The organism is Pantoea phytobeneficialis (genome assembly GCF_009728735.1).
In the GTDB taxonomy this organism is placed as follows: domain Bacteria; phylum Pseudomonadota; class Gammaproteobacteria; order Enterobacterales; family Enterobacteriaceae; genus Pantoea; species Pantoea phytobeneficialis.
The window spans coordinates 285,295-312,233 of record NZ_CP024636.1 but is presented as its reverse complement, the minus strand read 5'-3'; the positions used below and the strand labels follow the sequence as shown (position 1 = coordinate 312,233).

Below are 26,939 nucleotides of genomic sequence, written 5' to 3'. Positions count from 1 at the left end.
CGTGCTTTGCGTTAATGTCGGAAAGGTAAAGAGGCCCAAGCATACAACCAGAGTTGCCCGATTGTCACATTCACCGCCGGTAACTTACACTGGGATCGCGTTTTTGGGAAAATTCATCAGACTGGCGGACATCACGTCCAGAAAAGGGAGAAAACATGCTTTGGTCTTTCCTTGCCGTACTTTTTTCCGGTTGGCTCTATGTCGATGCAACTTACCGCGGCCCGCAGTGGCAACGTTGGTTATTTAAACCCGTCACCCTGTTGCTGCTGGTGGCCTGGGCCTGGCAAGCGCCAACCTTTAACCCCACCGATTACCTGATTCTTGCCGGCCTGGTCGCCACGCTGGTTGGCGATGCGCTGACGCTGTTGCCTCGCCAGCAGATGCTGTATGCGCTGGGGGCTTTCTTCCTCTCGCATCTGCTCTACACCATCAGCTTTGCCGCGCATATGACGATCAGCTTCTTCTGGCCGGTACCACTAACGCTGCTGATTATCGGCGTGCTCTTGATTGCCATCATCTGGAGCAAGCTGGAAGAGTTGCGCTGGCCGGTGTGCACCTTTATTGGCATGACGTTGGTCATGACCTGGATGGCCGCTGAAAATTACTTCTTCCGCCCGACGGATTACAGCTTCTCACTGATGGTCGGTGCCGCATTGCTGCTGCTGGCGAATATCGTCTGGTTTATCACCCACTATCGTCGTCGTTACAGCCCGGATAGCGCCATCGTTGCCGCCTGCTACTTTGCCGGTCATTTTATGATCGTGCGTTCTTTGTGGCTCAATTGAAGAAAAAGTAAGCTCCAACGCTTGACTCTGGAGTGCACTCCAGAGTGTAGCATCAGGGTACGGACCTTTGTCCGTCCCTGAATCCGGAGGTTACATGCATCAACATTCCCACGCCTGTCGTTGTGGTAAAAGCCATAGCAAACCGCAGCCACTTTGTGGCATTAGCCGCGCGCGCCCGGTGACGTTACAGATTTCCGCCGCACAGCCGGTCACGCCGGACAGCAACTGTAGCTGCTGCGATAACGGCAGTCCCGGCGGTGGCGACGCCGACGAAGAGAGCGACAGGTCCGGCCCTGACACCCAACAATTCCGCTGGCAAATTGCCGGGATGGATTGCCCGAGCTGCGCCCGCAAAATCGAAACTGCCGTACAAAAACTGCCGCAGGTACGCAACGCCCGTGTCATCTTCGCCAGCGAGAAACTGGTGGTTGACGCTGAAAATGATATCCGTCCGGCGATCGAACAGGCGGTAAAAAACGCCGGTTTCCGCCTGACCTCCACCGAGCCACAACCCCAACCAGGCCGTTTACGGGAAAATGCCGGATTGCTGCTGCTGGCGCTATTGATGCTCGCCAGTTGGCTCCTCAGCTTGGTTGCTCCGGTCTGGGGCGATCGCCTGTTTATTGTGACCACCTTAGTCGGCCTGCTGCCGGTGGCCCGCAGCGCATGGCGTCTGCTACGTAGCGGTTCCCCTTTCAGTATCGAAACCCTGATGACCCTCGCCGCTGGCGGTGCGCTGGCGATTGGCGCCCATGCCGAAGCCGCGATGGTCTTGCTGCTGTTCCTGCTGGGTGAACGGCTGGAAGCCTATGCCGCCACTCGCGCCCGTCGTGGTGTGACCGCGCTGATGGCGCTGCGCCCGGATACCGCTACTCGCGTGCGTGGTGCACAGCGTGAACAAGTCGCGCTGGCGGATTTACGCCCCGGCGATGTCATTGAAGTGGCTGCGGGTGGCCGTTTGCCTGCCGATGGCGAGTTACTTGCCAGCGCTGCCAGCTTTGACGAAAGCGCATTGACCGGCGAATCGTTGCCGGTAGCACGCCAACCCGGTGAGACAGTGATGGCCGGAGCCACCAGCGTCGACCGTCTGGTAACGCTACAAGTGATCTCGGAACCCGGCCACAGCGCTATTGATCGTATCCTGCAACTGATTGAGGAAGCAGAAAGCCACCGCGCACCGATCGAACGTTTTATCGATCGCTTTAGCCGCCTTTACACCCCGACGATTATGTTGCTGGCGGTGCTGGTGATGACGTTGCCGCCGCTGTTGGGTGGCGCTGACTGGCTGCCATGGATTTACAAAGGTTTGACGCTGCTGCTGATTGGGTGCCCCTGTGCACTGGTGATCTCTACCCCGGCAGCCATTACCTCTGGGCTGGCTGCTGCGGCACGTCAGGGAGCGCTGATTAAAGGGGGAGCCGCGCTGGAAAGACTCAGCCGCGTCACCATCATGGCGTTTGATAAAACCGGCACCCTGACCGAGGGTAAGCCGCAGGTGACCGACGTGGTCCCCTTTGGTGACGCCCAACCTGAAACCTTGCTGACGTCAGGCGCAGCGGTGGAACTTGGCTCCAGTCACCCATTGGCAATGGCGATCGTCGCGGAAGCCAGCCGTCGCCAGCTTTCCCTGCCTGAGGCCCGCGATCAGCGTACGTTGCCCGGTAGCGGCATTGCAGCGCAGATTGCGGGCATCAGCTATCAATTGCTGGCCCCGCGCGAAGTGAAAAACCTGCTTGAGGATCAGCAGCAAACCATCGCGCAGCTTGAAGCCGAAGGCAAAACCGTGGTGGTGCTGTTGCAGGATGCCCGCCCGCTGGGTGTGCTGGCGTTGCAGGATAAGTTACGAAGCGAGGCCGCGAGCGCCGTAGCGGCGCTACAACAACTCGGTGTCAGCAGCCTGATGCTGACCGGTGATAATCCGCGTGCTGCCGCCGCCATCGCCGCAGACCTGGAGATTGATTATCGCGCGGGTCTGTTGCCTGCTGATAAGGTTGCCGCGGTACGCGATCTGGATGCACAACAATCGCTGGCAATGATTGGCGATGGCATCAATGATGCCCCGGCGATGAAAGCCGCTACCATAGGGATTGCGATGGGCAGCGGCACCGATGTTGCACTGGAAGCAGCCGATGCGGCCCTGACGCAAAACCGGCTGGCGATTCTGCCGCGCACCGTGGCGCTGGCACGCCGTACCCGCCGCATTATCCGTCAGAATATCGCGCTGGCGCTGGGGCTGAAGGCCTTGTTCCTCGTCACCACGCTACTCGGCTTTACCGGCTTGTGGCTGGCAGTGCTGGCGGATTCCGGTGCCACCGCGCTGGTGACTGCCAATGCGCTGCGGTTGCTGCGCTCACGTTAAGCTGCGCGCGGATGCCCTCAGGCGTCCGCGCCTTTCTGGATCAGGTACTGGTACGGCAGGCTTTCCGTCTGCTGTGCCAGCAACGTATGCTCCATAAAACGGCAAAAGCCGGGAATATCACGCGTGGTTGCCGGATCGTCGGCGATAATCAGCAGGGTTTCACCCGCCTGCATCTGGCGCACGGTTTTACGCACCATCATCACCGGCTCCGGGCAGCGCAGGCCAAGGGCATCCAGGGTGTGGTCCGGCGCGGAAAAGGGATCGCTCATGATTCTCTGTCTGTTTTCAAGGGAGGGCGCTCATTCTAACGCGCTAAATCATCAGCGCAAGGCGATAACGATTGCGTTAATATTAACCATTGCATAAATCGCACAACGCGATAAGATGCCGCCGATTTTTTATTAACCACCGCAGCAAACTGCGGTACTGGGTTCCCTCACCCCAACACTAAAAAGGCTCAACATGATCGCTTTTTCTCCGCGTCAGCGCATGCATGCGCTGTTCTGGCTGTCGCTGTTTCATCTGCTGGTGATCACTTCCAGTAACTATCTGGTGCAGTTACCGGTGGCCATTTTTGGCTTCCACACCACCTGGGGTGCGTTCAGCTTTCCGTTTATTTTCCTCGCGACCGATCTCACCGTGCGTATTTTTGGCGCGCCACTGGCGCGACGCATTATTCTGGCGGTGATGGTGCCGGCGTTGTTTATCTCTTACATCGTCTCCTGCGTGTTTTATCAGGGCGAATGGCAGGGTTGGGCGTCACTGGAGCAAGTGAATCTGTTCGTGGCCCGTATCGCCAGTGCCAGCTTTATGGCCTATGCATTGGGACAGATTCTGGATGTGCATGTATTTAACCGTCTGCGTCGTCTGCCGCAGTGGTGGATTGCACCCGGCGCAGCCATGTTCCTCGGTAATATCAGCGATACGCTGGCGTTCTTCTTTATCGCCTTCTACAAAAGTCCGGACCCGTTTATGGCTCAGCACTGGGTGGAAATCGCGCTGGTGGATTACAGCTTCAAAGTAATGATCTGCATGCTTTTCTTCCTGCCAGCCTATGGCGTACTGCTGAACGCAACCCTGAAGCGTCTGGCTGAGCGTTCGGCCCAGCGTCAGCTCAATTTCGGTTAATTCTACGTAGTACCCTCGCCGCACCCACGCTAAGATTTCCTGACAAACCGGCGGTTGCTTTTGACTGCCGATTCCGATTTGATAATCGCGGACTGGAATCTTGTTATAGGGAAAAGAATGCGTAACTTAGTGAAATATGCGGGCATTGGCCTGCTGGTGCTTGGCCTCGCGGCCTGTGACCAGAAAAAAGATGACGCGGCAGCGGCGGACAACGGCGCCACTGCCAGCCAGTCAACCCAGACGGTGAGTCTGCTGGATGGCAAACTGAGCTTTACCCTGCCTGCGGGGATGTCGGATAAGAGCGGCAAATTGGGTACAGAATCCGCCAACATGCATGTCTACGCCGATCAAACCGGCGCGCGCGCGATTATCGTGATAGCCGGTGACCCAACCAATGAAGCGCTGGATTCTCTCTCCCAGCGTCTGGAACAGCAGCAACGCAACCGCGATCCGCAGTTGCAGGTGGTATCGAACAAAGCGGTAATGCTGAGCGATCAACCGGCCCAGCAGCTGGATACGGTGATTTCTGCCAACCACCAGACCTCCTGGTCTTCGGTGATTCTGGCGAAGATCGATGGCAAACTGCTGACCCTGCAAATTACCCTGCCAGCGGATAATCAGCAGCAGGCGCAGAGCGATGCCGACAGCATCGTGAAAAGCATCACGCTGAAATAGTTTTTGCGGCCTGTGGCCCTCACCCCGGCCCTCTCCCGCAAGACGGGAGAGGGTGGCGTCCAGCGTTCCGTTACAATCTCACTGGCGAAATATGCCAGATCTCATCGGCATACTCCTGAATGGTACGATCCGCCGAAAAATAACCCATATTAGCGATATTCAGCGCCGCACGTCGTTGCCACTCATCTGGCTGACGATAGAGTTTGTCCACCTTATCCTGGGTATCCACGTAGCTGCGATAATCTGCCAGCAATTGATAGTGGTCACCAAAGTTCACCAGCGCATCGAACAGGTTACGATAGCGACCTGGATCCTGCGGGCTAAACAGACCACTGGCAATCTGCGTCAGCGCCTGATGCAGCTCCTCATCCTCTTCGTAGTATTTACGTGGGTTGTAGCCATCTTTGCGCAACTGCTCGACCTGCGGCGTAGTGTTACCGAAGATAAAGATATTCTCCGCACCGACATGTTCGCGCATCTCGACGTTGGCCCCATCCAGCGTACCAATCGTTAACGCGCCGTTGAGCGCAAACTTCATATTACTGGTGCCGGAAGCCTCCGTACCCGCCGTGGAGATCTGCTCGGAGAGATCCGCCGCCGGAATAATGATCTGCGCCAGGCTAACCCCGTAGTTAGGGATAAACACCACCTTCAGCTTGTTTTTCACCTGCGGATCGTTGTTGATCACCTTCGCTACATCGTTGATCAGATGAATGATGTGCTTCGCCATGTAATAGGCGGAGGCCGCTTTACCGGCAAAAATATTCACCCGAGGTACCCAATCTGCATCGGGATCGGCCTTGATGCGGTTGTAGCGGGTGATAACGTGCAACACGTTCAGCAGCTGGCGTTTGTACTCATGAATGCGTTTGATTTGCACATCAAACAGCGCATGAGGGTCCAGCACAATATCGAGGTTTTTTGCTACCCAATCCGCCAGGCGTTTTTTGTTGGCAAATTTGGCATCGGCGATCTGCTCAATAAACGCCGGGAAATCGATTTGCGGCGTCAGGTCGCTGAGTTGGCTAAGGTCGGTGCGCCAGTTGCGACCAATCGCCTCATCCAGGACTTCTGAAAGTGCCGGGTTAGCCAGAGCCAGCCAGCGGCGTGGTGTGACGCCATTGGTTTTATTGCAGAAACGTCCCGGGAACAGACGAGAAAAATCGGCAAACAGCGACTGCACCATCAGGTTGGAGTGGAGTTCGGAAACACCGTTAACCTTATGACTGACCACCACCGCCAGCCATGCCATACGGACCTTGCGGCCATTGTTCTCATCAATGATTGAGATACGTGACATCAGATCCCAGTCATCCGGATAGTATTCCTGAATGGTTTTCAGGAAATAATCATTAATTTCAAAGATGATGCTGAGATGGCGCGGCAGGATCTTGCCGATCATATCCACCGGCCAGGTTTCCAGCGCCTCGGTCATCAGCGTGTGGTTGGTGTAGGAGAACACCTGGCAGGTGACTTCAAACGCATCGTCCCAGGAAAATTTCTGCTCATCAATCAACAACCGCATCAGTTCGGGGATCGCCAGCACCGGGTGGGTATCGTTGAGATGGATGGCGATTTTATCCGCCAGGTTGTCCCAGGTTTGGTGCATCTGCCAGTGACGGTTCAGGATGTCCTGCACCGTTGAGGAGACGAGAAAATATTCCTGGCGCAGACGCAGCTCGCGACCGGAATAGGTGGAGTCGTCGGGATAAAGCACACGCGACACGTTTTCCGAGTGGTTTTTATCTTCCACGGCGGCAAAGTAATCGCCCTGATTGAACTTACCAAGGTTGATTTCGTTACTGGCCTGCGCGCCCCACAACCGCAGCGTGTTGGTGGCATCGGTATCAAAACCGGGCACGATCTGATCATACGCAATGGCCAGGATCTCTTCGGTTTCGATCCAGCGCACCCGGCTGCCTTCGTGTTGCAAACGGCCACCAAAACGCACTTTGTAGCGGGTGTTAAAACGCTGGAATTCCCACGGGTTACCATATTCCAGCCAGTAATCCGGCGATTCGCGCTGCTGGCCATCGACAATATTCTGCTTGAACATACCGTAATCGTAACGGATGCCGTAGCCACGCCCCGGCAGGCCGAGGGTCGCCAGTGAATCGAGGAAACAGGCGGCGAGACGTCCCAGACCACCGTTGCCAAGGCCGGGATCGTTCTCTTCTTCCATCAGTTCGCTGAGATCCAGCCCCATCTCATCCAGCGCCTGATTGAGATCGTCGTAAATACCCATCGCCAGCAGCGCGTTGCCCAGGGTGCGGCCCATCAGGAATTCCATCGACAGGTAATACACCTGACGTACATCCTGCGACAATTGCGCCCGGCTGGAACGTAGCCAACGTTCCACCATGCGGTCGCGCACTGCCAGCAGCGCGGCGTTGAGCCACTCGTGCTTATTGGCGATGGAAGGGTCTTTACCGATGGTAAACATCAGTTTATAGGCTATCGAGTGCTTCAGCGCATCAACCGTCAGGGTGGGTGAGGCATAGGTGAAAGGTGCGTTCATATCAAGTATCCCAATCTCTCATTACAGCAAACGTTGATAAAGATCGCGGTAGGCTTGTGCTGCCACCTGCCAACTAAAATCCATCCCCATCGCCTGACGCTGAACATAACGCCAGAGGGAAGGACGGGACCACAGTACAAAAGCGCGCCGAATCGCTCTGAGCAGCGACCAGGCATTACTGTCTTCAAAGCTGAAACCACTGGCGATCCCATCTGCCAGGTTTTCCAGCGAACTGTCATTCACCGTATCCGCCAGACCACCGGTACGACGTACCAGTGGCAGCGTGCCGTATTTCAGACCATAAAGTTGTGTCAGGCCACACGGTTCAAAGCGGCTGGGCACCAGAATCACATCCGCGCCGCCGACAATGCGGTGCGAGAAAGCCTCGTGATAGCCAATCTGCACGCCAACGCTGCCGGGGTGCTCGGCCGCCGCCGCCAGAAATCCCTGCTGTAATTCGGCATCTCCCTGCCCCAACAATACCAACTGGCCGCCCTGCGCCAGTAAACCGGGCAGCGCTTCCAGCACCAAATCCAGACCTTTCTGCCGGGTTAAGCGGCTGATTACGCAAAACACCGGTACTTTGTCATCGACCTTCAAGCCCATAGCAATTTGCAGCTGACGTTTGTTCTCCGCCTTGCTCTCCAGCGTGTCCCGGTCGTAACGCGCGGTCAGCAGCAGGTCATGCGTCGGGTCCCAGATCGCCGGATCAACACCATTCAACACGCCACTTAACCGTCCTTCACGCAGACGCTGCGCCAGCAGCGCTTCCATACCATAGCCAAACTCCGGGCGGGTGATCTCCAGCGCGTAAGTCGGGCTGACCGCCGTAATATGATCTGCATAAAACAGGCCAGCTTTGAGATAAGAAATTTGCCCATAAAACTCCAGGCCATGCATGTTGAAGAATGATCGCGGTAACTGGATCTCCTCCATATGGCGCGCCGAAAACAGCCCCTGATACGCCAGGTTATGCACGGTAAACACCGATTTCGCCGGGCGGCCTCGCGCCTCCAGATAGGCGCAGGTTAACCCGGCATGCCAGTCATGTGCATGCACGATATCTGGCCGCCAGAAGGTGTCCAGTCCACAGGCGATTTCACAGCCCATCCAGCCGAGCAGCGCAAAGCGCAGATAGTTATCGACGTAGGCAAACTGTGATTCATCGTGGTACGGGCTTCCCGGACGTTCATACAATCCCGGTGCATCAATTAAATAAATGCCAACACCGTTGAAATGTCCAAAAAGTAAGCGAACAAACCCAGCAAAGGTTGGCAGCTCCGCCACCACTTCCGTATCCGGAATCCCTCTACGCAGGTCGGGATACGCGGGAAGTAAGACCCGCGTATCCGTACCACCGGCAATTTGTGCCTGCGGTAAAGCGCCGACAACATCAGCCAACCCGCCGGTTTTCAACAACGGGAAAAGTTCTGAACAGACATGTAAAACCTGCATCCTGGACCCCTTTTGTGATATCGCTCGCGTTCCACGCGTCGATTGTCTGTGTGCTTTTTCGTCACCGGCCGACGGCACCCGCCAGTTTGGCTAACATGGCGCGCGTCACCAGCACGATGCCCTCTTCTGAACGGTAAAAACGGCGGCTGTCTTCATCGGGATTTTCGCCAATCACAATGCCTTCCGGCAGCACGCAGGCGCGGTCAATCACGCAGCGGCGCAGACGGCAGGATCGGCCAATCACCACATCCGGCAGCAGTACCGAAGAATCGATGTTGCAAAAAGAGTTCACACGTACGCGCGGGAACAGTACCGAGTTCACCACCACGGAGCCGGAGATAATGCACCCGCCAGAAACCAGCGAGTTCATCGTCATACCATGGCTACCGGAACGATCCTGCACAAACTTCGCCGGTGGTAGCGGCTCCATATGGGTACGGATCGGCCAGCCGTGGTCATACATGTCCAGTTCCGGTGTGACGGAGGCCAAATCCAGATTGGCGCGCCAGTAGGCTTCGAGCGTTCCGACATCGCGCCAGTAGGGTTCGGCAGCTTCGTCGCTTTGCACGCAGGACAGGGTGAAGGAGTGCGCGTAGGCGTCGCCACTGGCCACAATTTTCGGCAGCAAATCTTTACCGAAATCGTGATTGGACTCAGGTATCTGGGCGTCTTCTTCCAGCAGCTGGTAGAGATAATCGGCGTTAAAGACATAAATCCCCATGCTGGCCAGCGCCTTGCTGTCATCGCCGGGCATTGAGGGGGGAACAGGCGGTTTTTCTACAAAATCGACCACGTTGTTCTCGGTATCCACCGCCATCACGCCAAAGGCAGTAGCTTCCTCCAACGGCACCGGCAAGCAGGCGATGGTGCATTTGGCACCACGATCGACGTGATCCAGCAGCATGCGCGAATAATCCATTTTGTAGATATGATCCCCGGCGAGGATCACGATGTACTGGGCGTTATACCGACGAATGATGTCGAGGTTTTGCGTTACCGCATCCGCCGTCCCACGGTACCAGTGCTCAGTGGAGAAGCGCTGTTGTGCGGGCAACAGATCAACAAATTCGTTCATCTCTTCGTTGAAAATCGACCAGCCGCGCTGGATATGCTGCACCAGTGTGTGTGACTGATATTGCGTGATCACGCCAATGCGCCGGATGCCCGAGTTGAGGCAATTGGAGAGTGCAAAGTCGATGATGCGGAACTTCCCGCCAAAGTGCACCGCCGGTTTGGCGCGTTTGGCGGTCAGGTCTTTCAGGCGTGTGCCGCGTCCTCCGGCGAGGATCAGCGCCACCGTCTGCGTAGGAAGCTGGCGTGCCAGCATCAGATGATCTGTTCTATCTAAATTCACCATGTCTGACTCCTTATGATTGTTTCAGGAACACACACACACCGTGTGCGGGCCCGTGCCAGACAGTTGTCAAAATGGGGTTATCTTCCCCGGCGAAAGGAGGAATGGCACGCCACTCTCCGTCTGGTAAGGCGAGGTCACTCACCGCATCCGTGGCGTTAATTGTTATTAACCAGCGGCCGGAGAGCAGGATCTGCATTCTGTGCGTCCCCTGTTCCCACTCCTCATTCCCCAGTGGTTTGCCGCTGGCATTGAACCACCGTACGTTGCCATCGCCCTCCTGCCACCAGCGATCTGCCGTGAGCGCGGGAATGCGCTTACGCAGATGGATTAACGCGGCAGTGAAGTCGACCAGTCCAGAATCATCCTGTTGCCAGTCCAGCCAGGTCAGCGGGTTGTCCTGACAATACGCATTGTTGTTGCCATGCTGGCTGTGACCACGTTCATCACCCGCCAGCAGCATCGGCGTACCCTGCGCCAGCAGCAACGTCGTGAGCAGCGCATGCACACTGAGCCGCCGTCGCTCGACAACATCGAAACTGACATGCAGCCCTTCATGACCGTGGTTATCGCTGAAGTTGTTGTTGCTGCCGTCGCGATTGTCTTCGCCGTTAGCCTGATTGTGTTTATGGTTGAAGCTCACCACATCGCGCAGCGTAAAACCGTCGTGTGCGGTGATCAGATTGATACTGGCGTGCGGCAGACGTGGCGCACGCTGAAAAACATCGCTGGAGGCGGCAAAGCGTCGGGCAAAATCACCGTTGCTCAGCCCGCCGTGTAACCAGAAGCACCGCGTTGCATCGCGAAAGTGGTCGTTCCACTCGGCAAAGGTTGGCGGATAGTTACCGACCTGATAGCCGCCGGGACCGACATCCCAGGGTTCGGCGATCAGTTTCACTTTTGACAAAATCGGACAGGCTTTGATGGCCGCGAATAGCGGCGCATCCTGGCGGAAATCCGGCGTACGCCCCAACACCGAGGCAAGGTCGAAACGAAAGCCATCAATATGGCAATCGCGCACCCAGTGGCGCAGCCCTTCCAACACCCATTCCATCACCTGAGCATCGCTGAGATTCAGCGTATTGCCGCAGCCGGTCCAGTTATGGTATTCGCCCTGCGCGTTGAGCCAGTAATAACTGGCGTTATCAATTCCGCGCATCGCGATCACCGGGCCAAGCTCATCCAGTTCGGCGGTGTGGTTGAACACCACATCAAGAATCACCTCAATACCCGCCGCATGCAGCCTTTTTACCGCCTGCTGAAACTCCTGCAACGGCGTCAAACCGTCTTCGCCGGAGGCGTAACGGGGATCGACCGCCCAGAGTGCCACCGGGTTGTAGCCCCAGTAATTGCTGAGTCCCAACCGCAGTAAACGCGGCTCGCTGGCAAAATGGGCAATCGGCAGCAGCTCCAGCGCCGTGATACCAAGGTGGCGCAGATACTTCACCATAACAGGATGACCCAGTGCCGCATAAGTCCCGCGCAGTCTTTCCGGAATTTCCGGATGTAACTGAGTCAGCCCACGGACATGCGCTTCATAAATCACCGTTTTCCCCCAGGGGGTGCGCAACGGCGTGTCTTCATCCCAGTCAAAATCTTCGGCGATGACCAGTGATTTGGGCGCAATGCCAGCATTATCCTGCTTGTCCGGCAGGGTTGTGCCGTTAAAAAAGCGCGGATCGTCCGGCACATCGCCAACCACCGCTCTGGCGCAAGGATCAACCAGCAATTTCTTCGGATTAAAACGATGCCCCTCAGCAGGCGACCACGGGCCATGCACGCGGTAGCCATAGCGTTGACCCGGTTTCAGCCCAGGAAAGTAGCCGTGCCAGATATCGCCACTGCGTTGTGGCAGCGGGAAGCGACGCTCAACGCCGTGCTGATCAAACAGGCACAGCTCCACTTTTTCCGCATGGCGGGAAAACAGCGTGAAGTTGACACCATGACCATCGTAATTCGCGCCCAGCGGTGCGGGCTGCCCGCTCTCCAGCATTATTCTCCCTCCCGCACCAACCAGACTGTCGCCAGCGGCGGCAGGGATAGACTGAGGGATTGTCCCCGACCGTGGCTCGGGATGTCGTCAGTGTGTACCTGATGATTACGCACATCGCTACCGTGGTAGTCATGCTGGTCGGTATTGAGTACTTCTTGCCAGCGGCCAGCCTGATTGACGCCGAAGCGGTAATGGGGACGCGGTACCGGCGTAAAATTGCTGACCACAATCACCTCATTGCCGTCACGATCGCGCCGCACGAAGGCAAACACCGAGTTTTCATGGTCGTCGACCACCAGCCACTCGAACCCCTGCGGGTCGAAATCCAGCTGATACAGCGGCGAATAGTGGCGATAGGTATGGTTAAGATCGCGTACCAGGCGCTGCACGCCGTGATGCCAGTTATCCGCCCCTTCCAGCAGATGCCAGTCGAGGCTGGTGTCGTGGTTCCACTCTTTGCCCTGAGCAAATTCACCACCCATAAACAGCAGCTTCTTGCCCGGGAAGGCCCACATCCAGCCGTAATAGGCGCGCAGGTTAGCGAATTTCTGCCACGGATCACCCGGCATGCGATCGAGAATCGAACGTTTACCGTGTACCACTTCATCATGCGACAGCGGCAGCACGAAGTTTTCCGTGTAGTTATAGAGCATGCCGAAGGTCATCAACTGGTGATGGTAGCGGCGATGCACCGGGTCGTGTTTCATGTAATCCAGCGTGTCGTGCATCCAACCGAGGTTCCACTTAAACCAGAAACCAAGACCACCCGCTTCCGGTGGACGTGAGACGCCGGGATAGTCAGTGGACTCTTCGGCTATCGTGACAGCGCCCGGCGCTGCTCGCCCCAGGGTGCGGTTGGTATAACGCAGGAAGGAGATGGCCTCCAGATTATCGCGGCCTCCATATTGGTTGGGTATCCACTCACCTTCAGCCCGGCTGTAATCGCGGTAAATCATCGACGCCACCGCATCCACACGCAGCCCATCGATACCAAAGCGCTCCAGCCAGTACAGCGCATTGCCGGAGAGGTAATTACTCACTTCGCGGCGACCAAAGTTGTAGATCAGCGTGTTCCAGTCCTGATGGTAGCCTTCGCGCGGGTCGCTGTGTTCATACAGCTCGGTGCCATCAAACTTCGCCAGCCCAAAATCATCGCTGGGAAAATGGCCCGGTACCCAATCCAGCAGCACGTTGATGCCCGCAGCATGCGCACTGGCGATGAACTCGCGGAACTCATCGCGGGTGCCAAAGCGGCGAGTCGGCGCATACATGCCGAGTGGCTGATAACCCCAGCTACCGTCAAACGGGTGTTCATTAATCGGCAGCAGCTCAATATGGGTGAACCCCATCTCTTTGACATACGGGATCAACTGCTCCGACAGCTCCTTGTAGCTGAGCCAGAAGTTGTTCTCGGTATGCCGCCGCCAGGAACCCAGATGCACTTCGTAAATGGAAATCGGCGCATCGAAGGCATTCGCGGCTTTGCGCTGCGCCGTCATCTCGGTTTTTGGCGGCAGGCCGCAGATCATCGACGCCGTTTGCGGGCGCATCTGCGCTTCAAAGGCAAAGGGATCGGCTTTGATACGCAGTTGGCCGAAGGCATCAATGATTTCGAATTTGTAGAGCTGCCCGTTGAACGCACCGGGGACAAACAGCTCCCAGATCCCCAGTTCACGGCGGAAACGCATCGGATGGCGCCGTCCATCCCAGTAATTAAATTCCCCCACTACCGACACGCGCCGCGCGTTGGGCGCCCAAACGGAAAAACGCGTACCACTGACGCCATCAAGGGTGGTGCCGTGTGCCCCCAGGGTTTCATACGGACGTAAATGGGTGCCTTCAGCCAGCAACCAGGCATCCATCTCTTGCAGCAATGGCCCGAAACGGTAGGCATCATCAATCAGATTTTGCTGGCCGTGCCAGTTCACCGCCAGTTGGTAACGAAACAGATTTTTTCGGCGCGGGATGACGCCACTGAAGAAGCCGCGTGAGTCAAAACACTCCAGCTGAGCGCATTTACGCCCGGTGTTGGTTTCTATCACCCACACCTCTGACGCGTCGGGCAACAAGGCCCGGACTTCCAGACCTTGCTCAGTCTGGTGCATTCCCAGCAGGGAAAAAGGATCGGAATAATTGCCCGCAAACAGGGCATTGATCGCCTGGCGATCGGGAAGCTCTGACATGATTTCTTCCTGTGACATTTGGCAGGCGAACTGCGTCAGACGTGAAAGCCTTATCAGATGCGCTGCTCTTCATTGAGCCATGAGTACACAGCAAGGAAGGAGACCGTCCGTGGAAAAAATCTTTGCTATGTACAACAACCATTCAGTACGGAAAGCAAAACAACCAACTACCGGCACATCATTGTTAAATCATAGCTTGGGGCTGGCAGAAGCCAGGGAGGATCGCAAAAAATTATTTTCGGGAGAGCAAAAAAGGGAAGCCGATCACTTGTCAGGCGAAATTTTGGTTAAGTGTTGCAGCCTGAAATGCAAAAAAGGCCGGGAAAATCCCGGCCATGTTTTAACGTTACGCTTAATCCACCAGCAGACGCAACATACGACGCAGCGGTTCTGCCGCGCCCCACAATAACTGGTCGCCGACGGTGAAGGCCGACAGGTACTCCGGCCCCATATTCAGTTTGCGCAGACGCCCTACCGGCGTCGTGAGCGTGCCGGTTACCGCCGCCGGTGTCAGTTCACGCATGGTGATTTCACGGTCGTTCGGCACCACTTTGACCCACTCGTTGTGGGCGGCCAGCAGCTGCTCAATCTCCGCCAGCGGCACATCTTTTTTCAGTTTCAGCGTAAATGCCTGGCTGTGGCAGCGCAGCGCACCGACGCGTACGCACAGGCCATCAACCGGGATGACTTTCTGCGTGCCGAGGATTTTGTTGGTTTCTGCCTGGCCTTTCCACTCTTCGCGGCTCTGGCCGTTTTCCAGTTGTTTGTCGATCCACGGAATCAGGCTGCCCGCCAGTGGCACACCGAAGTTATCGGTTGGCAACGTGCCTGAACGGGTGAAGTCGGTCACGCTACGTTCGATGTCGAGGATGGCAGAAGCCGGATCCTGCAACGATTTCGCCACATGATCATGCAGCATACCCATCTGCGTCAGCAGCTCGCGCATATGACGCGCACCGCCTCCGGACGCCGCCTGATAAGTGGCCACGGAGGTCCACTCCACCAGATCGTTAGCAAACAGGCCACCGAGTGACATCAGCATCAGGCTGACGGTGCAGTTACCGCCGACAAAGGTTTTGATGCCGCTGTCGAGGCCCTGACGAATCACCTGATGGTTGACCGGATCAAGAATAATGATGGCGTCATCTTTCATGCGCAGCGTGGAAGCGGCGTCAATCCAGTAACCCTGCCAGCCGCTGGCGCGCAGCTTCGGATAGACTTCACTGGTGTAATCCCCGCCCTGGCAGGTGATAATGATGTCGAGCGCCTTCAGCGCATCAATATCAAAAGCATCCTGAAGCGCACCGGTCGACTTACTACCGAAGGTCGGTGCAGCCTGGCCAAGTTGCGAAGTGGAGAAGAAGACCGGATTGATCACATCAAAATCACGTTCTTCGCTCATGCGGGACATCAGCACGGAGCCGACCATACCACGCCAACCAATAAAACCTACATTCTTCATTTTCTGTCCGTCTCGGGCGCTTCTTCAGAGGCCCTGTCTGGTGCGAGGGAAAAAACCAACCGGATTAACCTGCTGGTCTGCGTAATAATCAGGTTTACCTATGACCTTCAACTCTACAAAATGCTGCACTTCTGGCAAGTGAATTAATTCGATTGCGCTAACTTTTTCAGCAGCGCAACTAATAACGGCGCATAACGCCGCAAAGGGATGGTTTAACACAAATGACTGAAATGATTTCCGCCACCATATTATTGCTGCTGATTATGGACCCGTTGGGTAACCTACCGATATTTATGTCGGTTTTGAAGCATCTGGAACCTAAACGCCGTCGCGTGGTGCTCATACGGGAAATGTTGATTGCGCTGGTGTTAATGCTGCTTTTTTTATTCGCTGGTGAACGCATTCTGGCGTTTCTCAATCTGCGCACCGAGACGGTGTCGATTTCCGGCGGCATCATTTTGTTCCTGATCGCGATCCGCATGATTTTCCCGTCGACTGAGAGCAGCAGCACCGGTTTACCCGCCGGAGAAGAACCCTTCCTGGTGCCGCTGGCGATCCCGCTGGTGGCCGGACCGTCGCTGTTGGCAACCCTGATGCTGCTGTCGCATCAGTACCCAAATCAAATGACATATCTGGTCGGCGCGCTGTTGATCGCCTGGGGCGTGACAGTGGTGATTTTGTTGTTGTCCGGCTTGTTCTTGCGCCTGTTGGGCGATAAAGGTGTCAACGCGCTGGAACGTCTGATGGGATTGATTTTGATTATGCTGGCTACGCAGATGTTTCTGGATGGGATTCGCGCTTACCTGAAGATTTAACGTAGCGGCGCAATTTATCGCGCGGTTCGGTGCGCGATGCAGGAAAAACCTTGCGCGATAAATCGCGCCGCTACGGGTGCATGTTTTACTTTTTCTTTATGGGTTTGCCTGACCAGTAACCCGCCAGCAGGGAACCTGACAGGTTGTGCCATACCGAGAACAACGCGCCTGGCAGCGCAGCCAGCGGCGAGAAGTAGAGTTTGCCCAGTGTTGCCGCCAGACCGGAGTTTTGCATCCCCACTTCCAGCGCCAGGGTGCGACAGGTGGATTCGTCAAAGCCGAACAGCTTACCGCCCCAGTACCCGCCGAGCAGACCAATGGCGTTGTGCAGAATCACCGCCACAATCACCACCAGCCCTACCGAACCGATAAAGCCCTGGCTACCCGCCACCACCGCGCTGATGATCAACAGAATACACACCATAGAAAACGCCGGCAGATAAGGTTCTACGCGACGCACCACGCTATTCATTGAGTGGTGGATAATCAGGCCCAGACCAATCGGGATCACCACGATTTTTACGATGCTGAGCAGCATCCCCACCACATCCACCTGGATATGCGTGTCGACATAGAAACGCGTCAGCAGCGGGGTGGCAAACACCCCCACCAGCGCCGAAACGGAGGAGATGGTCACCGACAAGGCCACATCCCCCTTCGCCAGATAGATCATCACGTTCGACGCGGTGCCACTGGCAACGCTGCCCACCAGAATCATGCCCGCGGCCAGGTCCGGCGGCATCTGGAACAGTTTTGCCAGACCCCATGCCGCCAGCGGCATCACCAGATAGTGCAGAAACGTACCGGCGATAACCGGAGCCGGGCGCACCAGCACGCGTTTGAAATCATCAATATTTAGCGTTACGCCCATGCCAAACATAATCAGCATCAGCAGATACGTCACCCACGGACCAATGCCAAGGAACGTGGATGGAGAATAATAGGCAGCGACCGAGAGCAGTACAGCCCACAGTGGGAACAGGCGGGTAATTTTGCCGAGCATGGACGAACTTCCTTATGCAGGTTTTATTATGTCATTGCGGAGTATTGCCACAGATAAAGTGTCGCGCAGGAAACGGCTGCCACGACGGACGCGGGATCATAACATTTCGTTATCGTGAGGTAAGGCTGGAAGTGAAAATGCGGATCGGCTGCTGCCGATCCGGGTAAATTGGCCGAAATTACTCTGCTTTTTCCAGTAAAAAGCGGTAGATCGCACCACCAATTGCACCGCCGATGATGGGCATTAGCCAGAACATCCACAACTGAGACAACGCCCAACCGCCCTGGAACAACGCCACGCCGGTGCTGCGCGCCGGATTCACCGAAGTATTGGTCACCGGAATACTCACCAGATGGATCAGCGTCAATGCCAGACCGATGGCAATCGGCGCGAACCCCGCCGGGGCGCGTTTATCAGTGGCCCCCATAATCACTATCAGAAACACCGCGCTGAGGACCGTTTCGCTAATCATCCCCGACAGCAAGTTAAAACCACCGGGTGAGTGCTCACCATAGCCGTTAGCGGCAAAGCCACTGGCGGCGACATCAAAATCGGCCTTGCCGCTGGCGATCAGATACAACACCGCCGCCGCTGCAACGGCCCCCAGCAGTTGCGAGACGATATAGGGCACCACCAGGCTGGCCGGAAAACGCCCGCCAATCATCACCCCAACGGTCACCGCCGGATTAAAATGCCCGCCCGAGATGTGCCCGACAGCGAACGCCATTACCAGCACCGTCAAACCAAATGCCAGCGCCACGCCTGCAAAGCCAATACCCAGTTGTGGAAACGCAGCGGCCAACACCGCACTGCCACAGCCCCCTAACACCAGAACAAAAGTACCGAAGAACTCTGCAACGAACTTTTGCATCGCGATTCCCTCAATAAGATTGATGATTTAGCGTCAGAATTGTCATTCTCGGTTGCTGAAGTGCAACCGTTCACAGTGAGCGTAGTGGGCTTTTTACACTATTCCAGCGCAAAACAGGCGCTTGCCGTGCGGGTTTAAGCGAAACGGGAGGAAAAAGTGGTACGGATACGGATAAATTTTGCGACTTAATTAATTGTTTAGATTAATTAATAAATAAAAAAAGCCGGACCTTGTCCGGCTCGATACATGCTTAAAAATTCTTTTAACAGCCAAAAAGATTTTTATGCAGCGCGCGCACCACTTCTTCTGCGTCACCACCCGGCACCAGGAAGCACAGGTTGTAGCTGCTGGCTCCGTAACAGATCATTCGCAGATTAAACGGTTCCAGGGCACCAAACACTTCTTTGCCCACACCGCAGGCTTTCGACAGGTTGTTACCGATAATCGCCACCAGCGCGAGGTTCTCTTCCACTTCGACGCGACACAGAGAAGAGAGTTCGGTCAGCAACGCCTGAGTCAGCAGGCTGTCGCCGGTGGAGGTGGAACCGGTGGTATCCAGCGTCAGCGCCACGCTCACTTCGGAGGTGGTGATCAGATCGACCGAGATACTGTGGCGCGCCAGAATCGCGAACACTTCGGCCAGGAAGCCGCGTGCATGCAACATGTTCAGGCTGTGCAGCGTCAGCAGAGTTTGCTTACGACGCAGCGCCAGTGCGCGGAACAACGGCGGGTTTTGCGTCTCGTTGCACACGCGTGTACCACCAGCGGCCGGGTCTTTACTGGAACCGACGAACACCGGGATATCGCTGCGCACTGCGGGCAGCAACGTCGCCGGATGCAGCACTTTGGCACCAAAGGTCGCCATTTCAGCGGCTTCTTCGAAGGTGATTTCATCGATACGCTTGGCGGCAGGCACCACGCGCGGATCGGTGGTGTAGATACCCGGGACATCGGTCCAGATATCGACGCGTACTGCCTGCAACGCTTCACCCAACAGTGCAGCAGTATAGTCGCTACCGCCACGGCCCAGCGTGGTGGTGCGGCCTTTGCTTTCACTACCGATAAAGCCCTGGGTCACTACCAGCGCCTGGGCGGTGCGCGGGGCCAGCAACACAGCGGATTGTTCTTTCAATGCCGCCACATCCGGTTCCGCACGACCAAAGCGGTCGCTGGTGCGCATCACTTTGCGCACATCAAACCACTCGGCGTTGATTTGGCGCTCACGCAGAATTTCCACGAACAGCAGCGTCGACATCAGTTCGCCGTGGCTGACCAGTTCATCGGTCAGTGCATTGGACGTCGCCAGTGCCGCCGCTTCCGACAGCATGCCGATGTTTTCCAGCATGCGATCAATCTCTTCACGGATCACTTCCGGTGATTGCAGACGATCGATGATGGCGTATTGAATACGGCGGATTTCATCCAGCAGAGTCGCGCGCTGCGCTTGTTCTTTGCCTTCAGAGAGGGATACCAGCAGGTTGGTGACGCCAGCCGAGGCGGATAACACCACCAGACGGGTATTGGCATCGGACAGCACCACGTTGGCGCTGCGGTTCATGGCATCAAAATCGGCAACGCTGGTGCCACCAAATTTCGCCACGATCAGAGTTTGAGACATGTAACGAACCTCGTGTCAGGTTATCTTTCTCCCGCTTTGTTGGGACGGGAGACATTCTATCAGCCTTGGCACAAGAGAAGAGCAGAAATGGGCAGACAAGATCATGAGACGAGTCACCCAGAAGCGCTTCACCTTGCGAAACGTCCGACTGTGGACGTTTCTGGTGACAACCCAGAGGATTCAGCCCCTGCAGCCGACAGCACAACACACCGCGTGTTGCCCCACCTCGGCGTCGCACCCCCTGATGTGTTATCCCCGGATACGGTTCCTCCAACACACTGCCTGGGCGACGCGCCTCTTCTGGCTTACGCCCGGAGGCGTAAGTAGCGCGCACATAAATATAGGTTAATTGTTCCGCTGTCAACGCCTGATGTTTGAGGATTTTTCACATTCACGGCATGACGTGCGCATCGCAGAACAAACGGACAGGTGAACTCCCGCCTAAAGTAGTGGCGGGTGGCCAGTCATCTGCCCTTTTCCTGATACGGCACAGGGAATCCACAGCGGATTTTGCTGAAAATGTTTCAGAATCATCGCAGCTCCTCTGCCGGACGAGATTTGGGGGCAGCGCGCGAAATCACAATTTTTTTCCTTTCAGTAGCAACTGTGGTCATACTGAAACCCGTCGCGGTAGCACAAGTCGCCGCCAGAATGCTAAACAAGCCGGGCCAGCTGGATGCGCCCGGTTGGAATGACAGTTCTTTTTATTTCAACAAGAGTGTTGCCATGAAAAATATCAATCCGACACAAACCGCAGCCTGGAAAGCGCTGCAGCAGCATTTTGACCAGATGAAATCGGTGCAGATCGCCGACCTGTTCGCTCAGGATGCCGATCGTTTTGCGAAATTCTCTGCCACCTTTGATGATCAGATGCTGGTGGATTTCTCAAAAAACCGCATTACCCAGGAAACCCTCGACAAACTTCAGGCGCTGGCAAAAGAAACCGATCTGGCGGGCGCCATTAAGTCCATGTTTTCTGGTGAGAAGATCAACCGCACCGAAGACCGCGCCGTGCTGCATGTCGCCCTGCGTAACCGCAGCAACACGCCGATCGTGGTCGATGGCAAAGATGTAATGCCGGAAGTAAATGCGGTGCTGGCGAAGATGAAAGGCTTCTCTGAGCGCATCATCAGCGGCGAGTGGAAGGGTTATACCGGCAAAGCCATCACCGACGTGGTCAACATCGGTATCGGCGGCTCTGACCTGGGTCCGTTCATGGTGACCGAAGCGCTGCGTCCGTACAAAAACCACCTGAACATGCACTTTGTTTCCAACGTCGATGGCACCCATATCGCTGAAACGCTGAAAGATCTCAGCCCGGAAACCACGCTGTTCCTCGTCGCCTCCAAAACCTTCACCACCCAGGAAACCATGACTAACGCCCACAGCGCGCGTGACTGGTTCCTGAAAGCCGCTGGCGATCAGCAGCATGTGGCGAAACACTTTGCGGCGCTCTCCACCAACGGCAAAGCGGTCGGTGAGTTCGGCATTGATACCGCCAATATGTTCGAGTTCTGGGACTGGGTCGGCGGTCGTTATTCCCTGTGGTCAGCGATTGGCCTGTCGATCATTCTGTCCATCGGCTTCGACAATTTCGAGCAGCTGCTGAGCGGCGCGCACGCGATGGACAAACACTTCTCCACCACGCCTGCCGAGCAGAACCTGCCGGTACTGCTGGCGTTGATCGGGATCTGGTACAACAACTTCTTTGGTGCCGAAACCGAAGCCATTCTGCCGTACGACCAGTATATGCATCGCTTCGCTGCCTACTTCCAGCAGGGCAACATGGAATCCAACGGTAAATACGTCGATCGTGACGGCAACGCCGTGGATTACCAGACCGGCCCCATCATCTGGGGTGAACCCGGCACCAATGGTCAGCACGCGTTCTATCAGCTGATTCATCAGGGCACCAAACTGATTCCGTGTGACTTTATCGCTCCGGCGCAGACCCATAACGCTCTGGCGGATCATCATCAGAAACTGCTGTCGAACTTCTTCGCCCAGACCGAAGCACTGGCGTTTGGTAAGTCTCGCAATGTGGTTGAGAAAGAGTTTACCGATGCCGGTAAATCCGCTGAGTCAGTGGCGCATATCGTGCCGTTCAAGGTGTTCGAAGGTAACCGCCCGACTAACTCCATCCTGCTGCGCGAAATCACGCCGTTCAGCCTCGGTGCGTTGATTGCGCTGTACGAACACAAAATCTTCACCCAGGGCGCAATCCTGAATATCTTCACCTTTGACCAGTGGGGCGTTGAGCTGGGTAAACAGCTGGCAAACCGTATTCTGCCAGAGCTGGAGAACGACGCGAAAATTGCCAGCCACGACAGTTCCACCAATGGCTTAATTAATCGCTATAAGTCCTGGCGTTAATCTTTTACGGGTTTTGTCATAAGGCGGCAATATGGCCGCCTTTTTTACGTCTAATATGCAATAACCCGGTAGATTTTGTTATTTATTGGACTATTATTGGTTAGATAATTCTTAAAATGACTTAGGCAAATTCTGAAGATTTTGTGTGAGAATTGAACTAACATCTAAAAAACATGGATCTATTTACGTTTGATTTTTTCCCTATCATCATGATTAATAGATTCTTTTTATTTACTCATATTAAGGGAATTCTGAATATTCCGATTCCGTACCAATTCTTAATGCAAAAGTGAAAAATCCTGCCCGCAATCTCGCAACCAAACAGTTGTTCCAGTTCAAATAAAAACCCCAATAAAAAAAAGCAGCTATCGCTAATTTGCCTTATTTTCCACCAGAACCGTTCGTTATTTTCGCCCCCTTCCCCTCGCGCTGAACTCTGGTAATTTGTTGCCCTATACTGAACGCGCCCTATAAAGGGTAAATCCTTCATTCATATAGATGCAGGAAAGCTGTTATGAAAAAACTTATGGTTGCCGGTGCAGCCTTACTTTACGTTGCCGTTTCTTCCGCTGCGATTGCCGCACCGGAAGAAGCTGGTGCCGCAGCAGGTGCGCAGGCGGGTGCTATGTCCGCTGGTGCATCAACCGCTGTGGGTATCGGTGCGCTCGGTGCGTTGGTAGGTCTCGGCATTGCCGCTTCCGGCGGTGGTGACGGTGCAAATACCGGTACAACAACCACGACCACAACGGGCACCACTCGTTGATGTAGCACCTTTAAACATAACCACACATCCGTGTGGTTATTTTTTGCTTTGATTCGATTTGATCAGGGACACACAGTGCGCCGACTTCCTTTGCTGCTTCTCTGCCTGTTGTTGCAGGCCTGTACTCAAACACAAAAAGGTCTGGAACAGACCGTAATGCTGGCTATCAATGGGCCGGATGATGTCACGGTAACCAATGAGCAGGTTACCAGCCTGCCTTACGCCAGCCTTTATGCCCGCATCAACGCTGGCCAGCGCATCTTTGTGGTGCTGGGCTACAACGAAAATGGTCAGCAGAAATGGATAACCCAGGACCGGGCGATGCTGGTGATGCAGCACGGCCGTCTGGTGAAAACCCTCGGCCTGTCCGACAACCTGATTGATGTCAGTAATCTGGCGCAGGACCCGCTGGCCGACCCACTACACCTGCAAAACGGCGCCAGCTGGACCCGCGTGGTGCAGTGGCGTGAGAAAGATAAGCAACGCGCCGCTACCGCTGTCTCCCAATTTCAGCGCGGTGATGATGAAGTGCTGACTATTGCCGGTGAGGCCGTGCCCTGCCGGGTATGGCACGAGACGGTGCGTATCGACAGCATGGGTCGTGAGTGGCAGAACACCTTCTGGCTCGATAACCGCGACGGCACCGTGATGCAAGCCACGCAGATGCTGGCAGCAGGCGAATTCCCGATTGAAACCACCATTCTGAAACCGGCGAAATCATGAAAAAAATAACGTCTTTGCTGGCGGGACTGGCGCTGTTCACTGCGGGCAATGCGCTGGCCGATAGCCAGGTTATCGTCCACGACGGACAACAGCGCGCGACCTTTCAGGTCGATCATGCACAAAACCTCAGCCAACTGGTGACCAATCCGGCTATCCACACCTGGTGGCCTGGTACGGTGATTGCCGAACGCGGCGCTACCGCTGTGGTAAAACAACAGCAACAACAATTGCTGGCCGATTTGCGCGCCTGGCAGGCGGATAGCAGCGGCGATCGTGCCGCCGTCATTGGTACGGTTATCCAGCAGCTAGCCGCCGTCCCGGTGACGGGCCGTCAGTTTACTTCGCTCGACCCCGACTGGGTACGTATCCGCCCGGAAGCCAATCGTCGCTTGCAAGGCAGCTATGACCTCTACACGCTGGCACCGCCGACTCAGGTACTGGTGCTTGGTGCGCTGGCGCATCCCGGCAAAGTGAGCTGGCAACCTGGCCGCACGGTGCGCAGCTATCTGGCCGATCACGATCGTCTTTCCGGTGGTGAACGCAGCTTCGCCACGGTGATTGCCCCCTCCGGCGAGACGCAACAGGTCCCGATTGCGTACTGGAATCATCGTCATGTGGAAGTGGAGCCTGGCAGCATTATCTGGCTCGGTTTTTCATCGTGGAGCCTGCCCTGGGGCCAGAGCGACCTGAATGACCGCATGATTTCTGTTCTGACTCACCGGATTCCAGACTGATGAAAAAACACTATCTTCTCAGCCTGCTGGCTGTTGCTGTTTCCGCGGCCTGTAACGTACAGGCGGCAAGCTATGACGATCCGATTGGCCCGTCACAATCTGACTTCGGCGGCGTCGGCCTGATGCAGGTGCCGACTGCGCGCATGTCGCGTGACGGGGAGTTCAGCCTCAACTATCGCAACAACGACCAGTACCGCTACTATTCGGCGTCGCTGCAACTGTTCCCGTGGCTCGAAAGCACCGTGCGTTATACCGACGTACGCACCCGTCGCTACAGCGCCAGCGAGAGTTTCAGTGGCGACCAGAGCTATAAAGACAAAGCCTTCGACCTGAAGCTGCGCCTGTGGCAAGAGAGCTACTGGCTGCCGGAAGTGTCGGTTGGCACGCGCGATTTGGGCGGTACCGGCCTGTTCGACAGCGAATATCTGGTGGGCACCAAAGCCTGGGGACCGTTTGATTTCACCTTCGGTATCGGCTGGGGCTATCTCGGTAACAGCGGCAGCATCAAAAACCCATTCTGTTCCTACAGCGCCAGTTTCTGTAGCCGCAGCAGCGGCGGCGAGACGGGTTCGATCAACGGTTCGCAGATGTTCCACGGCCCGGCTGCGTTGTTTGGGGGTATCGAATATCAGACCCCCTGGCAGCCGCTGCGTCTGAAAGTCGAATATGAAGGCAACAACTACCAGGATGACTTCGCCGGACGTCTGGAGCAGCGCAGCAAAGTTAACGTCGGGGCGATTTACCGTGTGACCGACTGGGCGGATATCAACGCCAGCTATGAGCGCGGCAATACCTTTATGTTTGGCTTCACCATTCGCACCAACTTTAACGATTTGCGCCAGGAACATATCGACAGCGCCAAACCGGCCTACAATCCGCAGCCGCAGGGCGATTTGTTGCAATCGACCGTGGTGGCAAACCAGTTGACCGACCTGAAATATAACGCTGGCCTGGATGGCCCACGAATTCAGACCAAAGGCGATACCTTGTATGTCTCTGGCGAGCAGACCAAATATCGTGATACCACCGAAGGCGTCGACCGTGCCAACCGCATTATCATGAATAATCTGCCGGACGGCATTAAGACGATTGATGTGACCGAGTCGCGCTTCAATATGCCACAGGTGACCACCCGCACCGACGTCGCCAGTCTGCACAACGATCTCGCCGGTTACCCGCTGGGTCAGGAAAAACCGTTGCAACAGCAGCGTATCGATCCGGTCGATCCGGGTGAAGCCGAACAGGGTTACTTCATCCGTAAAGATCGTCTGAACTACAGCCTGTCGCCGGTGCTGAATCAGTCGGTCGGTGGGCCGGAAAGTTTCTATATGTACCAGGTCGGGGTGATGGGTAACGTTGATTACTGGCTGACGGATCACCTGCTGGTCGGCGGTAGCCTGTTTGGCAACATCGCCAACAACTACGATAAGTTTAATTACAATGGTTTATCGGCCAGCAACGGCCTGCCGCGTGTACGTACCCATATTCGTCAGTACGTTGAGAACAACGTTTATATCAATGACCTGCAAGCCAACTACATGCATTACCTCGGCAATGGCTTCTACGGTCAGGTGTACGGCGGTTATCTGGAAACTATGTATGGCGGTGTCGGTGGCGAGGTGTTGTACCGTCCGGTCGACAGCAACTGGGCGTTTGGCGTCGATGCCAACTACGTCAAGCAGCGCGACTGGGACAACATGATGAAGTTCACCGATTACAAAGCGCCTGTGGGTAATCTGACCGCTTACTGGCGTCCGTGGTTTATGGAGAACGTGTTGGTGAAAGCCAGCGTAGGTCAGTATCTGGCGAAGGATAAAGGTGTGACAGTCGATATGTCGAAGCAGTTCGACAGCGGTGTGATCGTCGGCTTCTACGCCACCAAAACCAACGTCTCCGCAGAAGAGTATGGCGAAGGTAGCTTCACCAAAGGCTTCTATATCTCAATTCCGATGGACCTGTTTACCGTGACGCCAACGCGTGGTCGTGCGCAGGTGAACTGGGTACCGTTGACGCGTGATGGCGGTCAGATGTTGGGACGTAAATACCAGCTGTATGATATGACCTCTGATCGTGATGCGCGGTTTAATTAACCGCCATAAAAATGGGCGGCCCGGTGGGTCGCCCAAA

The 26,939-nt window shown here is 55.7% G+C and carries 21 protein-coding genes and 1 riboswitch; of the genes, 11 read left to right on the top strand and 10 right to left on the bottom strand.

What is annotated here, in order from left to right:
- Window positions 1–155: 155 nt before the first annotated feature.
- Window positions 156–785: a lysoplasmalogenase gene (locus CTZ24_RS01360; RefSeq protein WP_208724587.1), complete on the top strand. Its 630-nt coding sequence runs from the start codon at window positions 156–158 to the stop codon at window positions 783–785.
- A gap of 94 nt (window positions 786–879) precedes the next feature.
- On the top strand, window positions 880–3,144 hold the full coding sequence (locus CTZ24_RS01355) for a zinc/cadmium/mercury/lead-transporting ATPase (protein ID WP_208724586.1): 2,265 nt from the start codon (window positions 880–882) through the stop codon (window positions 3,142–3,144).
- Between the two features lie 17 nt (window positions 3,145–3,161).
- On the opposite strand, the gene tusA is transcribed toward CTZ24_RS01355, so the two are convergent.
- The gene (gene tusA / locus CTZ24_RS01350; RefSeq protein ID WP_021186275.1) at window positions 3,162–3,413 is read right to left on the bottom strand and encodes a sulfurtransferase TusA; all 252 of its coding nucleotides are present in this window, start codon (window positions 3,411–3,413) and stop codon (window positions 3,162–3,164) included.
- Window positions 3,414–3,606: 193 nt separating this feature from the next.
- On the opposite strand from tusA, the gene CTZ24_RS01345 reads away from it, so the two are divergent.
- A complete protein-coding gene (locus tag CTZ24_RS01345) occupies window positions 3,607–4,272 on the top strand; it encodes a 7-cyano-7-deazaguanine/7-aminomethyl-7-deazaguanine transporter (RefSeq protein WP_021186274.1) in 666 nt (221 codons plus the stop codon).
- Between the two features lie 117 nt (window positions 4,273–4,389).
- On the top strand, window positions 4,390–4,947 hold the full coding sequence (locus CTZ24_RS01340; protein ID WP_208724585.1) for a DcrB family lipoprotein: 558 nt from the start codon (window positions 4,390–4,392) through the stop codon (window positions 4,945–4,947).
- Window positions 4,948–5,017: 70 nt separating this feature from the next.
- Here CTZ24_RS01340 and glgP read toward each other — a convergent pair whose 3' ends face one another.
- The 5 genes from glgP to glgB form a co-directional block, all read right to left on the bottom strand.
- Window positions 5,018–7,465 carry a glycogen phosphorylase gene (glgP, locus tag CTZ24_RS01335; RefSeq protein ID WP_021186272.1) on the bottom strand — a complete coding sequence of 816 codons (2,448 nt, stop codon included), beginning with the start codon at window positions 7,463–7,465 and terminating at the stop codon, window positions 5,018–5,020.
- Window positions 7,466–7,486: 21 nt separating this feature from the next.
- Window positions 7,487–8,920 carry a glycogen synthase GlgA gene (gene glgA / locus CTZ24_RS01330; RefSeq protein WP_021186271.1) on the bottom strand — a complete coding sequence of 478 codons (1,434 nt, stop codon included), beginning with the start codon at window positions 8,918–8,920 and terminating at the stop codon, window positions 7,487–7,489.
- A gap of 61 nt (window positions 8,921–8,981) precedes the next feature.
- Entirely contained in the window at window positions 8,982–10,277 is a 1,296-nt protein-coding gene (gene glgC, locus CTZ24_RS01325) for a glucose-1-phosphate adenylyltransferase (protein WP_021186270.1), read from the bottom strand.
- Between the two features lie 10 nt (window positions 10,278–10,287).
- The gene (gene glgX / locus CTZ24_RS01320) at window positions 10,288–12,267 is read right to left on the bottom strand and encodes a glycogen debranching protein GlgX (RefSeq protein WP_208724584.1); all 1,980 of its coding nucleotides are present in this window, start codon (window positions 12,265–12,267) and stop codon (window positions 10,288–10,290) included.
- Window positions 12,267–14,450, bottom strand: a complete 2,184-nt coding sequence (gene glgB, locus CTZ24_RS01315; RefSeq protein ID WP_208724583.1) for a 1,4-alpha-glucan branching enzyme — start codon at window positions 14,448–14,450, stop codon at window positions 12,267–12,269. Before glgB ends, glgX begins: the two co-directional genes overlap by 1 nt.
- 109 nt (window positions 14,451–14,559) lie before the next feature.
- On the opposite strand from glgB, the gene CTZ24_RS01310 reads away from it, so the two are divergent.
- Window positions 14,560–14,859 (top strand): hypothetical protein, encoded by a 300-nt coding sequence (locus CTZ24_RS01310; protein WP_208724582.1) that lies wholly within the window; start codon window positions 14,560–14,562, stop codon window positions 14,857–14,859.
- On the opposite strand, the gene asd is transcribed toward CTZ24_RS01310, so the two are convergent.
- Window positions 14,803–15,912 (bottom strand): aspartate-semialdehyde dehydrogenase, encoded by a 1,110-nt coding sequence (gene asd / locus CTZ24_RS01305; protein WP_021186267.1) that lies wholly within the window; start codon window positions 15,910–15,912, stop codon window positions 14,803–14,805. The two genes, CTZ24_RS01310 and asd, sit on opposite strands and share 57 nt — an antisense overlap.
- A gap of 221 nt (window positions 15,913–16,133) precedes the next feature.
- Here asd and CTZ24_RS01300 point away from each other — a divergent pair, with 221 nt between their 5' ends.
- A complete protein-coding gene (locus CTZ24_RS01300) occupies window positions 16,134–16,727 on the top strand; it encodes a YhgN family NAAT transporter (protein WP_021186266.1) in 594 nt (197 codons plus the stop codon).
- Between the two features lie 85 nt (window positions 16,728–16,812).
- Here the strand turns inward: CTZ24_RS01300 and panS are convergent, their stop codons facing one another.
- The 3 genes from panS to lysC form a co-directional block, all read right to left on the bottom strand.
- A complete protein-coding gene (gene panS / locus CTZ24_RS01295) occupies window positions 16,813–17,730 on the bottom strand; it encodes a ketopantoate/pantoate/pantothenate transporter PanS (RefSeq protein WP_021186265.1) in 918 nt (305 codons plus the stop codon).
- A gap of 178 nt (window positions 17,731–17,908) precedes the next feature.
- Window positions 17,909–18,601, bottom strand: coding sequence for an aquaporin Z (aqpZ, locus tag CTZ24_RS01290; protein ID WP_208724581.1), 693 nt, complete (start codon window positions 18,599–18,601; stop codon window positions 17,909–17,911).
- 262 nt (window positions 18,602–18,863) lie between these two features.
- Complete coding sequence (lysC, locus tag CTZ24_RS01285; protein ID WP_021186263.1) at window positions 18,864–20,219, bottom strand: lysine-sensitive aspartokinase 3; 1,356 nt, start codon at window positions 20,217–20,219, stop codon at window positions 18,864–18,866.
- A gap of 113 nt (window positions 20,220–20,332) precedes the next feature.
- A riboswitch (Lysine riboswitch) is annotated at window positions 20,333–20,527 on the bottom strand.
- Window positions 20,528–20,945: 418 nt separating this feature from the next.
- On the opposite strand from lysC, the gene pgi reads away from it, so the two are divergent.
- The 5 genes from pgi to CTZ24_RS01260 all read left to right on the top strand — a co-directional run bounded on the left by pgi (window position 20,946) and on the right by CTZ24_RS01260 (window position 26,902).
- On the top strand, window positions 20,946–22,592 hold the full coding sequence (pgi, locus tag CTZ24_RS01280; protein ID WP_208724580.1) for a glucose-6-phosphate isomerase: 1,647 nt from the start codon (window positions 20,946–20,948) through the stop codon (window positions 22,590–22,592).
- A 514-nt stretch (window positions 22,593–23,106) separates the two neighbouring features.
- Complete coding sequence (gene yjbE, locus CTZ24_RS01275; RefSeq protein ID WP_021186261.1) at window positions 23,107–23,355, top strand: exopolysaccharide production protein YjbE; 249 nt, start codon at window positions 23,107–23,109, stop codon at window positions 23,353–23,355.
- Window positions 23,356–23,430: 75 nt separating this feature from the next.
- Window positions 23,431–24,078: a YjbF family lipoprotein gene (locus tag CTZ24_RS01270; protein ID WP_208724579.1), complete on the top strand. Its 648-nt coding sequence runs from the start codon at window positions 23,431–23,433 to the stop codon at window positions 24,076–24,078.
- Window positions 24,075–24,812, top strand: a complete 738-nt coding sequence (locus CTZ24_RS01265) for a capsule biosynthesis GfcC D2 domain-containing protein (protein ID WP_208724578.1) — start codon at window positions 24,075–24,077, stop codon at window positions 24,810–24,812. Before CTZ24_RS01270 ends, CTZ24_RS01265 begins: the two co-directional genes overlap by 4 nt.
- Window positions 24,812–26,902: a YjbH domain-containing protein gene (locus tag CTZ24_RS01260; protein ID WP_208724577.1), complete on the top strand. Its 2,091-nt coding sequence runs from the start codon at window positions 24,812–24,814 to the stop codon at window positions 26,900–26,902. Before CTZ24_RS01265 ends, CTZ24_RS01260 begins: the two co-directional genes overlap by 1 nt.
- The last annotated feature ends 37 nt before the right edge of the window (window positions 26,903–26,939 follow it).